Source organism: Aliarcobacter skirrowii CCUG 10374, assembly GCF_003544835.1.
Lineage (GTDB): Bacteria > Campylobacterota > Campylobacteria > Campylobacterales > Arcobacteraceae > Aliarcobacter > Aliarcobacter skirrowii.
The window spans coordinates 1,759,499-1,771,327 of sequence record NZ_CP032099.1 but is presented as its reverse complement, the minus strand read 5'-3'; the positions used below and the strand labels follow the sequence as shown (position 1 = coordinate 1,771,327).

The window sequence follows — 11,829 nt, the reverse complement described above, 5'->3', positions numbered from 1 at the left end:
TTTAATATATAATAAATCCTTTTTTTAGGATTTATTATGGAATTTACTACAGAATTTTTAATTTTTGCTTCTATTGTTATTTTTTTATCGGCATTAGTTCAAGCTACTATTGGTTTTGGCTTTCCTATGATAGCAACTCCTCTTCTTGCAATGGTGACAGATATGAAAACAGCTGTTATATATGTTGCGATTCCTACTTTAGTATTAAATTTAAGTGTATTAATTATTGAAGGAAATTTTTTACAAACCATAAAAAGGTTTTATCTTTTGGCTATTATTGCAATGATTGGAAGTGCAATAGGGACACAAATTTTGATTTATAGTAATTCTGAAGTATTTAAATTTCTTTTAGCAATTTCAATTCTTTTTTATCTTTTTAGCCAAAAAATATCTTTTGAAATGCCTTGGGTAAGAAGTAAACCAAATTTAGCAACTTTTATTTTTGGTTTAAGTGCTGGAGTTATTGGTGGTTTAACAAATGTTATGGCATTAGTATTAATTATCTATTCTTTAGAATCAAGACATACTAAAAAAGAGATAATTCAATCTACAAATCTCTGTTTTATGTTTGGAAAAATTATTCAAATAGCTATTTTCATAGCTCATGGTTCATTTACTCAAGAGATATTAGAAATATCTTTATATAATCTTTTAATTGTTGGAATCTGTTTGATGATAGGTTTTAATTTAAGAAAAAAGATAGCTTCAGATAGTTACTTTAAATTTATAAAAGCTTTTTTATTTTTTATGGCAATAGCTTTGATTTTACAAACAATTTTTTAAATTGAAGATGGGATATTAGCCCATCCTCATAATATATTACATAAATATAAATACACCTAAAATTATAAATATTAGATATAAACCACCAAATATTGCTCCTAATCCCCACCATTTTGCTTGAGAGATATATCCAGCACCATACCAAATTGGGTTTGGTCCACTTCCATAAGGAGTAATAATTCCCATAACTCCTAAACTTCCTGCAAGTAAAACCATAAATGGAATTATTTGATCTGCTGGTATAAATGTTGTTGCAATAACCATAAATAATGGAACTAATGCAGTAACATGAGCAGTTGTACTAGCAAAGAAGTAGTGAAGTACATAAAATAAAACAAGTAGAGATATTATTAAAGCCATTGTATCAAGTCCTGATAGCATAGATTCAGAGTTTTTACCTATAAAATCTAAAACACCAACTCTTTTTAATCCATCGGCTAGTGCAACTAAAGTGGCGAACCATATAAATACATTAAATGCAGCTTTTTCACTTAGTAAGTCATCCCAAGAGATAATTCCTGTAAGAACCATAACAGTCATAACACAAATAGCAGTTGTTGTAGCATTTATTCCTATCTCTTTTCCAAAAATCCAAAGAACTAAAGCAACAACTGCAAGTCCTGCCATTAAATACTCTTTAAATGTAACATTTCCTAGTTTTTTTAACTCTTCAGCTGCCCATTTTGGAGCTTCAGGAGATTTCTTTTGTGTTGGTGGATAAATAACATAAGTTAACCAAGGCGTTAGCAAAAATAGTGGAATCATAATTGGAACCATTATAGTTGCCCACTCCATCCAAGTAAGTGTATGTTGTGTATGTCTTCCCATTAAATCAACTGCAAGTAAGTTTGGAGCAAGAGCTGTTAAAAACATAGAGCTTGTTACAGAAGTTGAAGCTATTGCTACCCAAGTAATATAAGATCCAATTTTTCGTGGCTCATTATTTGGTAGTGAGTTGAAAATTTGAGGAATATTAATTGCTATTGGATAGATAGTTCCAGCACTTCTTGCTGTATTTGAAGGCATAAATGGAGCTAAAACTAAATCAGAAAATGCAACTGCATAACCTAAACCTAAAGTGCTTTTACCCATATATTTAACCATTAGCAAAGATACTCTTTTTCCAAGACCTGTTTTTTTGTAACCAAGTGCAAACATAAAAGCCGCAAATATTAACCAAATAACACTATTGCTAAAACCAGATAGAGCCCAGTTTATACTCATTGTTGGATTTCCAATTAATCCTAATGCAGCTATTAAAGCCACACCTGCAAAACCAATTAGTGCTGCTGGAATTGGTTCAAGAATAAGTCCAACAACTACAGCTAAAAATATTGCTAAAAAATGCCATGCATTTTGTGACAAGCCTTCTGGTGCTGGTATAAACCACATAACAACTGCTACAAGAACAGGTATTAGTAGTTTTATATTTCGTGACGACATAAAAACTCCTTATAAAAAAATTAAGTAATTATAATATATTTTTATTACAATCTTATTATAAGATAAAATTAAATGTTTAAAAAATGCGATAAAAGATATAAAAATATAAGACATACAAAATAAATCTTGATTGCATAAACAATATTTAATTTAAAAATCTCTTTTGGATTGCAAGAGTATCTTGAACTTAAAGTTAGATTTAACCCAGATATTGGAGAGGTTGATACTGTTGTTGCCCATGACATTAAAAAAGTCATAGCAAGAAGAGTGTGATTTGCGTTGACAAAAAAATCTCCCAAAATTGATATAGATATAATTGGATGAATTCCAATAAAACCTAAAATTATAAAAGTAAGTAAAACAATTGAAGCTGTTTTGTAATCAAAAATTTCAAAAGGGAGTTTAAAATCAAATGATAAAAGAGTAGTTCCTATAAAAATTCCAAAAATACCAGCCACTAAAAATAGTGTTAATTCACTCTTCATTTTTGGTAAGTCATCAATAATATAAAATTTTAATATTTTAAAACTTTCAAAAAAACCTTTTTTTATAGGTAAAATAAAAAGAGTAAGAAGTAAAGAGAAAAGTGAGATTAAAACAATAATTTTAAGATCTTCGTAAAAATGGTGAGTAAATAGAACAAAAATAGCTAATAGAAGTGGAATAAAAAGTGTTTGTAAAGACAAAGGATAGCCTTGAAATGTTGATAAATCAAACTTTTTATTGTAGTTTACTTCAATTAGCGTAATTATAAAAGTTGCTATTGCTAAAAATATTCCAAAAAAGATTATTGTAAGCGTTTGTAAATTTGGAGCATAAGTAATAGCAGCTGCAAATGCCACAAAAAAAGGTGACCAGTAAGCATCACTTGCAAATGATCGAGTAAGTAAAACTATTTGTAAAGTACTCAATTTCCCTTTTTTGTACATTTTATCAGCAACCAAAAGTAGGGCTGATAGATTTATAACTGAACCAAATAGATGAATACTTAAATATGTTTTTATAAATGAGCTTTTTCCACTTGGAAGTTCAATACCCTTTTCACTTCTAGGAGTTGCAATAAGTTTTAAAAATCCAACTGCTATTAAAAGATTTAGAAGATATAAATTTATACTAAATGCTTTGTAAAAATCTATTTTTATATCATTAAAATAGCAGTATAAAAGGGATAAAAAGGATAAAAGTAGAAGTATTGATATAAGTTTTCTCTTTTTTAATGTAAAAAACAAAATTGTAGCAGCTAACCAAATTGATACAACAGCTACTATTTGAAGATTTTCATTAAAAAAGTATGAGTAGAGTGTAAAAATAAATGATAAAAATATTAAAAATCCTGAAAATCTTGAAAGTGCCAACATAAAAATCCTATATCTTAAAATCGTATTATATTAAAACTTAGTATAATTCAAGGAAAAAAGGAAAAAATTGATAAGACTTGGTTCAAATTCGCCAACAAGAGCAAAGATACTAAAAGATTTTAAGATTGATTTTATACAAAGTGGTGGAAGTTTTGATGAGGATAGTATAACAACTTCAAATCCTAAAGAGTTTTGCTATGCTGCTACAAAGAGAAAATTTGATGAGTTGTATAATAGATATGGGATTGAAATACCACTTTTGGTTGCTGATAGTGTAGTAACTTGTGAAGGTAAACTTTTAAGAAAAGCAAAAGATTATGAAGATGCAAAAAATATGCTAGAACTTCAAAGTGGAAATAAAACTTCTGTAATTACTTGTATGATTTATAAATCAAAATCTATTGAGTTAATTGATATATCTATTACAAGTTATGAGTTTAAAAAATTTGAAGAAGATGATCTTTTAAACTATTTAAAAAGTGGTGAGTGCTTTGGAAAAGCAGGAGCAATTATGGTTGAAGGTTTTTGCAAACCTTATATAAAAAAGGTATCTGGTCTTGAAACTACAGCTATGGGACTTAGCATTGAAAAATTAATACCTTTTTTAAAATTATAAATTTTTAAAAAGTTCTTTGTTTAAAGCTACAACTAAAGCTACAACTAAAAGTAAAATCACAAATACAATTAGCATTATATTCCAATTAAATGCTTTGTATATCATTGATGGAACAAGTGAGCCTGTTGCTCCTCCTAGATAGTAAAAGGTTAAATACATTCCAGAAGTTAAAGATTTTTGTGATTTTTGAATAGAGTTTGCAAGTTGAGTGCTAACTGTATGAGCTGTAAACATTCCTATACAAACTAAAAATAGAAGTAAAAAAAGATATAAAATATTTTCTATAAATAGTGATGATATAGTAAAGATAAAAAATATTGTTGCATATAATATGGTATTTATTTCACCCTTGAAAAAATTTACTATTTTTTTAGAGTTTAATGATACTAAAATTCCCATTCCATATCCTAAATATAAAAGAGCAATTTGAAACTCAGAAAAATCACTTGATAACTCTTTTGCTCTAAAAGGAAGCACATTTAAAACACCTGAGAATACAAAAAATATACAAAACATTACAAAATATACTATTACAAATCTTCTATCTTTTAATATGTTTAAGACATCTAAAATTTTTGGTTTTATAATATTAGCTTCACCATTAAAGTTTAGTTTTTTAATTAATAAAATAGAGATAAATATAGCAAATGACAAAGAGTAAAATACATATTCATAAGAAAAAGTTGTTGCAATAAACCCTGAAAAAACTCTTCCAACAAGTCCTCCAAAAACTGTTCCAGCAACATAAATAGACATATTAAATTTAATATTATCTTTATCTATATTTGCCAAAATACTCATAAGTGAAGTTAAAATTGCTGGAATTACTAATGCTTCACAAACTCTAAAAAATAAAAATAGTTCATAACTATTTGATAAACCTAAAAAAATATTTGTGATTAATAGAACTATTGATGCATTTATTAACATCTTTTTTGCACAAACTTTCTCTAAAATATAACCGTATATTATTGGTGCAACTGCTAAAAAAAACAAAATAACAGCTGTAAAAAGTGAAGCCTCTGTAATAGTTACTTCAAATTTTGTGGCTAAAAGTGGTTGAAGTGGTTGAGTTGCATACATTACAGACATTGTAACAATTAGTCCATATATGATAATTAATAGATTACTTTTCAAAATAGATTACCTAGCCTTTAAAAAAGCTAATTCTACTCTTAAAAATATTTGTTTAAAGTTAAGCAAAATAGTAAAACTAGGGAAAAATCCCTAGTTTTTAATCAAATGAAGGTTTTGGAGTTTTATCGTTTGATTCTGGAAGTTGTGGATAAACAATAGCTGGTTTTTCACCTGTTAATGATTTTAAGAAAGTTACAATTTTAGAAGCTTCTTTATCAGAAATTTCTATTCCTAATTGTACAGAACCCATCTCTTTAACTGCCTCTGCTAAAGACCAGATTTGTCCATTGTGGAAATATGGAGCTGTTTCAGTTATATTTCTTAAAGATGGAGTTTTAACCATACCGTTCTCATCACCTGTAAAGTCACCAACACTTATAAATTTGTATTGGTTTGCAACTTGGAATGGTTGCATTGTTCCACCAAGAGCAATTCCTGTGTGACAAGCCGTACAACCTTTATTTAAGAATAACTCTAATCCCTCTTTTTCAGCTTTTGTTAAAGCATTAGCATCACCTTCTAAGAATTTATCAAATCTTGATGGTGTAACTAAAGTTCTTTCAAATGTAGCAATTGCACTTGTGATTTTATCAAAATCAACTTTTGTATTTTTCCCATAAGCTTTTTTAAACTCATCTACATAAGCTGGAATTGAATTAATTCTCTCTTCAACAAGTGCTGGAGGTGCAGCCATCTCTGGACCTGCTTGAATTGGACCTGCTGCTTGATCAGCTAAGTGAGGGCTTCTTCCATCCCAAAATTGTGCTTTAAAAAATACTGAGTTATAAACTGTTGGAGAGTTTAAGTGGTGTGGATTTGCAGTCCATCCATGTCCAATTGCAACAGGAACACCATCAGCTCCACCAAGTGCTAGATTATGACATGTGTTACAAGATATTAAATTACTTCTTGAAAGTCTTGGATCAAAATATAATTTTTTTCCAAGTTCAACTTTTGCATCTGTTATTGGATCTGCTTTATCATCAATTAATTTCATTAAAGCTTTTTTATCCGATGGGATAGGCTCCAAACCAAAGTTTTTTGATTTTGTGATTAATGCTTGATCAGCAAAAAGTGTAGTTGCACCTAAAAATAGTGCTAAAGAAATTTTTAGTTTCATATAAAATCCTCCTAAATGATTTAAGAAATCATAGGAAAATTTTTATTAATTAGAGCTTAGTTTTATCTATTTTTATAAACAATATTATAATTTTTACTTATAAAATAGGAGATAAAATATCCTATTTTATCTTTTCAACTAACTGTTTTGGAAGAAGACCTAAAGAGTCTTCAACAAGCTTAGTGTCGCCGTGTTCTATAAAATTATCTTCAAATTCAAATGATTTTAAAGAGATATTTTTTATATTCTCTTCATTTAAAGCCTCTAAAATAGCACTTGCTACACCGCTTTGTTTTTGTGAATCACTAAAAACATACCAAGAGTCATATTTTTTTGATAAATCTTTTAAGATATTTTTATCTATTGGTTTTATAAATCTTAAATCTAATATTGCTATATCTTCACTATGAAGCTGTTCAACTTCAATGGCTTTTGATACACCACTTCCATATCCAATGAAAAGCTTATTTGAAGTTCCATTTTTAAGTAGTTCTGCTTTTCCTAACTCAAATTTAGAAGCTTTGTACTCTAAATCTTTAAATGAACCTCTTGGATATCTAATTGCACAAGGACTATTTAAAGCATAGGCAAACTCTAAAGATAGTTCCAATGTTTCGTTATCTCTTGGAGCAAATAAAATCATATTTGGAATAAATCTTAAAAAACTAATATCAAAAGCTCCTTGATGAGTCTCACCATCATTTCCAACAATTCCAGCTCTATCCATTGCAAAAACAACAGGCAGATTCATAATACAAACATCATGAATTATCTGATCAAAACCTCTTTGTAAAAATGTAGAGTAGATTGTAACAAAAGGTTTAAATCCCTCTTTTGCCATAGCTGCCATTGAAGTAACTGCATGTTGTTCAGCAATTGCTACATCCCAAAAACGAGAAGGAAACTCTTTCATTAATTTATCCATTCCAGTTCCACTTGGCATGGCGGCAGTTACACCAACAATATTTTCATATTTTTTTGCTAAATTTAATAAAGAGTTAGAAAATACTTCAGTTGCACTTATTTGTGTACTTTTTTTGATAAACTCTCCATCTTCAACATTAAAAGGACCAACTCCATGCCACTTTTCATGTTGTCCTTCAGCAATTTTATAACCTTTTCCTTTTACAGTTCTTGCGTGAACAATTACTGGTTTATTCATAGATTTAGCTATTTCTAAAGTCTCTATAATCTCTTTTATATCATGTCCATCAATTGGACCTATATAATCAATTCCCATCTCTTCAAATAAAATACCAGGAGTTATTAGTTTAATTGAGCTCTCAATTCTTTTTGCTAAATAAGTTGTACCTTCTGGCATATTGTTTCGTATAAACTTATCAACTGTTGCTTTAAAACTTTGATAAGTTTTTCCAGCTAATATTTTTGATAGATATTTTGAAATTGCACCAATTGGTTTTGCAATACTCATTTCATTGTCATTTAAAATTATTACAACTGGAAGTTTTAAATCTCCTAATTCGTTTAGAGCTTCATAAACCATTCCAGCGCTCATAGAGCCATCTCCAATCATAACAACTGGAACTCTATTTTCACCTTTTAGTTTTATAGCTTTTGCTGCACCAACTGCAAGTGAGATAGAAGTTGAACTATGACCAGCTACAAAGTAATCAGCAGAGCTCTCATTTGGTTTTGTAAAGCCACTTAATCCACCAAATTGTCTAATTGTTTCAAACTCATCCCATCTAGAAGTTAAAAGTTTGTGAGGATAACATTGATGAGAAACATCAAATATAAATGGATCACTATTTACATCAAAAACTTTGTGCATTCCAATAGTTAATTCAACAGCACCAAGTGTTGATGAGAAGTGCCCACCTTTTCTTGATACTACATCAATTATTCGCTCTCTTATTTTGCAAGATAGCTCTTTTAACTCTTCGATTGATTTATCTTTTATTTGCATTTTAAATCTATTTTAACTCTTCTAAAACTTCAGTCAGCAGTTTAAAAAACTTAGTATTTTGTGCTTGAGTACCAATTGTAACTCTAATTGCATTTAGACCATAACCTGTTAAATCTCTAATAATCATCCCTCTTTCTAAAAGTTTTTGAGCAATCTCTTTTGAAATAAAGTTTTTGAATAAAATCGTAATGAAGTTTGTATATGAAGGTATATATTCAAAACCATTGTCTTGGCAATATTTTTCATATCTTTTCATCTGTTTAAAGTTTTTTTCAATACAATCATCTACAAACTCTTGATCTTTTAAAGCTTCAATAGCTGCTGCTAAGCTTAAAGTTGTAATATTAAAAGGAGCTCTTATTTTATAAAAAGTTGAAATAATATCCTCATTTGCTAAACCATAACCAACTCTCATTCCTCCAAGAGCATAAGCTTTTGAGAAAGTTCCAAGATAGATTGCATTTGGAAATTTTTCTATTAAATCTTTTGGAGAGATTCTTTTTTTCTCATCTTTAAAACTAGCATACTCTTGATATGCACCATCAACTACAACTAATGTGTTTTTATCAATAGTTTCTAAAAATTCATAAACTTCATCTTTATCTAAACACTCCCCTAATGGATTGTTTGGAAGACAAAGAAAAATTACATCAGCTCCATGTTTTTTATAAAGTTTACTAAACTCTTTTAAGTTGTGTTGAGAAGATTTTGTTTTGATAATCTTTGCACCAACTTGTTTTGAATATATTTCATACATAGCAAATGTTGTTTGAGCCATTAAAACTTTTGAATTCTTTTTACATTTTGCATGAACTGCAAACTCTAAAATTTGATCACTTCCAGAACCAATAATTACATTTTTGCTATTAAGATTGAACTTATTTGCCAAAGCCTCTTTTAATTCAAACATAGAGTCATCTGGATATAAGTACATATTTTTTGCAAGACTTTCAATTTTTGCAACAACTTTTGGGCTTGTCCCATAAGGATTCTCATTTGATGCAAGTTTTACAACATCTTTTTGATTAATTCCATACTCTCTTACAACTAACTCAATTGGTTTTCCAGCCTCATAAGTTGATAAATTCTTCAACACTTTATTAAATTTCATTTTAGCTCCTTGCTTAATTTATATATCTTTTATCTCTTTTACATAAGAGCCTAAAACCTTTATACTACTCTTATGTTTATCTAAAACCTCTTTAACATTTTCATCATCTTTATGTCCATCAAAATCTATAAAAAATATAGATATTCCTTCAACAATATGAGATTTTATTTTTGTTAAATTTATTCCAGCATCGTTAAAATCATTTAGAAATTTTACAAGTGCTCCTTGAGTATCTGGAAGATTTACCAAAATAGATGTTTTGTCATTTCCACTTTGAGAATTTTCAAAATCACTTAATATGAAGAATCTTGTTTTATTGTTATCTTTATCTTCAATATTTTCAAATAAGATTGGAAGATTATAAAGTTTTGCTGCAACATGAGAACATATTGCTGCACTATTTGCTTCAATTGCTGCTAATTTTGCAGCTTTTGTTGTTGATTCAACTGGAATTAATTCAACTTCATTTAGTCCAAAATTATTTAAAAATTTTCTACATTGATCAAATGCTATATCTTTTGAATATATTTTTTTTATATCGCTTATTTTATCACAAGTTGTTGCAAGTGTGTGATGAATATTTAATACAACTTCAGCAACTATTTTTGAGTTAAAATTTGTAAATCCATTTATTGTGTCATTTACAATTCCATTTGAAGAGTTTTCAATTGGTACAACACCAAATTTTATCTTTTTTGACTCTAACTCTTTAAAAATTCCCAAAATTGAGCTAATAGATACATAAGAGCTCATAGCTCCAAATCTACTCTCAGCTGCTTGATGTGTAAAGCTTCCTTGAGGACCTAAATAGCCAATATTTTCTGGTAGTTCAATATTTCTTGATATTGCAAAGATTTCTAAAAACAGAGCTTCAATAGCACTTCTATTTAAAAGACCATTTTTTTCTTTATTAATTTTATCAAGTCTATCAATAATAGCCTTCTCTCTATCAGGTCTATATATTGCACCACCACTTTTTGCTTTTAAAGCCCCAACTTTATGAACTAGCTGCATTCTTTCATCTAAAAGCTCAAGAAGTCTATTATCAATATTATCAAGCTTATTTCTTAATTCAAGTAAGCCATCTTCACAACTTGCCATTCAAAATCCTTATTTTATAAACTCTTCTTCTAAAGCAATTAAATCTTCAAATTTTTCTCTTCTTCTAATTAATCTATCAACACCATTTTCAACTGCAATCTCTGCAACTCTTCCTCTTGTATTGTAGTTACTAGACATTGTAAATCCATAGGCTCCAGCACTGTGAATTACCACTAAATCATCACTTTGTGTCTCTTGTAAATCTATATTTTTTGCAAAAAAATCTCCACTTTCACAAACAGGTCCTACAAGGTTACAATTTGAGAAGTTTTTATTATCATTTAAAACTTCAATTTTATGATAAGCATTATATAAAGCAGGTCTTATTAAATCATTCATAGCTCCATCAACAATAACAAATCTCTTATTTCCGTTTATTTTTTCATATAAAACTTTTGTTACAAAATATCCAGAGTTTCCAACAATAAATCTTCCTGGTTCACAAATAACAGTTAAATCAAGACCAAACATAGAGTCTAAAATTGATTGTGCATACTCATATGTATCAATTAATTTCTCTTCATCATAGATAATTCCTAAACCACCACCAACATCCATAAATGATAGTTCAATTTTTATAGCTTTTAAGTTTCTTACTAAGTCAGCCACAATTTTAACAGCATCTTTAATTGGTTGAAGTTGAGTAAGTTGCGATCCAATATGACAGTGAATTCCAGTTGGTTCTAAAAAATCACTATTTTTACACTGAATATACATTCTTTTTGCTGTATCAATATCTACTCCGAACTTATTTTCATGTAGTCCTGTTGAGATATATGGATGAGTTTGTGGGTCAATATTTGGATTTACTCTTATAGAGATTCTTGCAACTTTGTTTAACTCTTTTGCTATTGTTTCAACTTTGTTCAACTCAGCAGCACTCTCTACATTTATAAGTAAAATATCTAAAGTTAAAGCCTCTTTAATCTCTTCATCACTTTTCCCAACACCTGAGAAGATAATTTTATATGAAGGAATTCCAACTTTTAAAGCTCTTTTTACCTCTCCAATACTAACACAATCAGCTCCTGCTCCTAAGTTTGCAAGATGTTGTATTACACTTAAATTCGAGTTTGCTTTAACTGCATATGCAATTAGAGATTTTCTTGCTCTAAATGACTCTTTAAGCTCAGTATACTGTTTTTTAATGTAATCAAAATCATATACATAATATGGTGTTTGATATTTTTGTGCAAGTGTTTTAAAATCTATATTCATAATTCTCCTAATTAA

Annotated in this window: 10 protein-coding genes; 2 read left to right on the top strand and 8 right to left on the bottom strand. The window is 28.7% G+C overall.

The features are described from left to right. Nucleotides 1-36 precede the first annotated feature (36 nt). The gene (locus tag ASKIR_RS09225) at nt 37-783 is read left to right on the top strand and encodes a sulfite exporter TauE/SafE family protein (RefSeq protein WP_115588112.1); all 747 of its coding nucleotides are present in this window, start codon (nt 37-39) and stop codon (nt 781-783) included. Nucleotides 784-819: 36 nt separating this feature from the next. On the opposite strand, the gene ASKIR_RS09220 is transcribed toward ASKIR_RS09225, so the two are convergent. Together ASKIR_RS09220 and ASKIR_RS09215 are read right to left on the bottom strand one after the other, a co-directional pair. Continuing rightward, nucleotides 820-2,226: an anion permease gene (locus tag ASKIR_RS09220; RefSeq protein WP_115588113.1), complete on the bottom strand. Its 1,407-nt coding sequence runs from the start codon at nt 2,224-2,226 to the stop codon at nt 820-822. Nucleotides 2,227-2,294: 68 nt separating this feature from the next. After that, nucleotides 2,295-3,584, bottom strand: a complete 1,290-nt coding sequence (locus ASKIR_RS09215) for a tellurium resistance protein TerC (protein ID WP_115588114.1) — start codon at nt 3,582-3,584, stop codon at nt 2,295-2,297. 67 nt (nt 3,585-3,651) lie between these two features. On the opposite strand from ASKIR_RS09215, the gene maf reads away from it, so the two are divergent. Next, nucleotides 3,652-4,200: a septum formation inhibitor Maf gene (maf, locus tag ASKIR_RS09210; RefSeq protein ID WP_115588115.1), complete on the top strand. Its 549-nt coding sequence runs from the start codon at nt 3,652-3,654 to the stop codon at nt 4,198-4,200. On the opposite strand, the gene ASKIR_RS09205 is transcribed toward maf, so the two are convergent. The 6 genes from ASKIR_RS09205 to lysA all read right to left on the bottom strand — a co-directional run bounded on the left by ASKIR_RS09205 (nt 4,195) and on the right by lysA (nt 11,814). Next, nucleotides 4,195-5,337: an MFS transporter gene (locus tag ASKIR_RS09205; protein WP_228254659.1), complete on the bottom strand. Its 1,143-nt coding sequence runs from the start codon at nt 5,335-5,337 to the stop codon at nt 4,195-4,197. The two genes, maf and ASKIR_RS09205, sit on opposite strands and share 6 nt — an antisense overlap. Nucleotides 5,338-5,434: 97 nt before the next feature. Continuing rightward, nucleotides 5,435-6,457: a cytochrome-c peroxidase gene (locus ASKIR_RS09200; protein WP_066351493.1), complete on the bottom strand. Its 1,023-nt coding sequence runs from the start codon at nt 6,455-6,457 to the stop codon at nt 5,435-5,437. A gap of 121 nt (nt 6,458-6,578) precedes the next feature. After that, a complete protein-coding gene (gene dxs, locus ASKIR_RS09195; RefSeq protein WP_115588116.1) occupies nt 6,579-8,384 on the bottom strand; it encodes a 1-deoxy-D-xylulose-5-phosphate synthase in 1,806 nt (601 codons plus the stop codon). A 7-nt stretch (nt 8,385-8,391) separates the two neighbouring features. Beyond that, nucleotides 8,392-9,495, bottom strand: coding sequence for a histidinol-phosphate transaminase (gene hisC / locus ASKIR_RS09190; protein ID WP_066409072.1), 1,104 nt, complete (start codon nt 9,493-9,495; stop codon nt 8,392-8,394). An 18-nt stretch (nt 9,496-9,513) separates the two neighbouring features. Beyond that, a complete protein-coding gene (gene pheA / locus ASKIR_RS09185; RefSeq protein ID WP_066351485.1) occupies nt 9,514-10,596 on the bottom strand; it encodes a chorismate mutase in 1,083 nt (360 codons plus the stop codon). Between the two features lie 9 nt (nt 10,597-10,605). Further along, nucleotides 10,606-11,814 carry a diaminopimelate decarboxylase gene (gene lysA, locus ASKIR_RS09180; RefSeq protein ID WP_066409074.1) on the bottom strand — a complete coding sequence of 403 codons (1,209 nt, stop codon included), beginning with the start codon at nt 11,812-11,814 and terminating at the stop codon, nt 10,606-10,608. Nucleotides 11,815-11,829 lie beyond the last annotated feature (15 nt).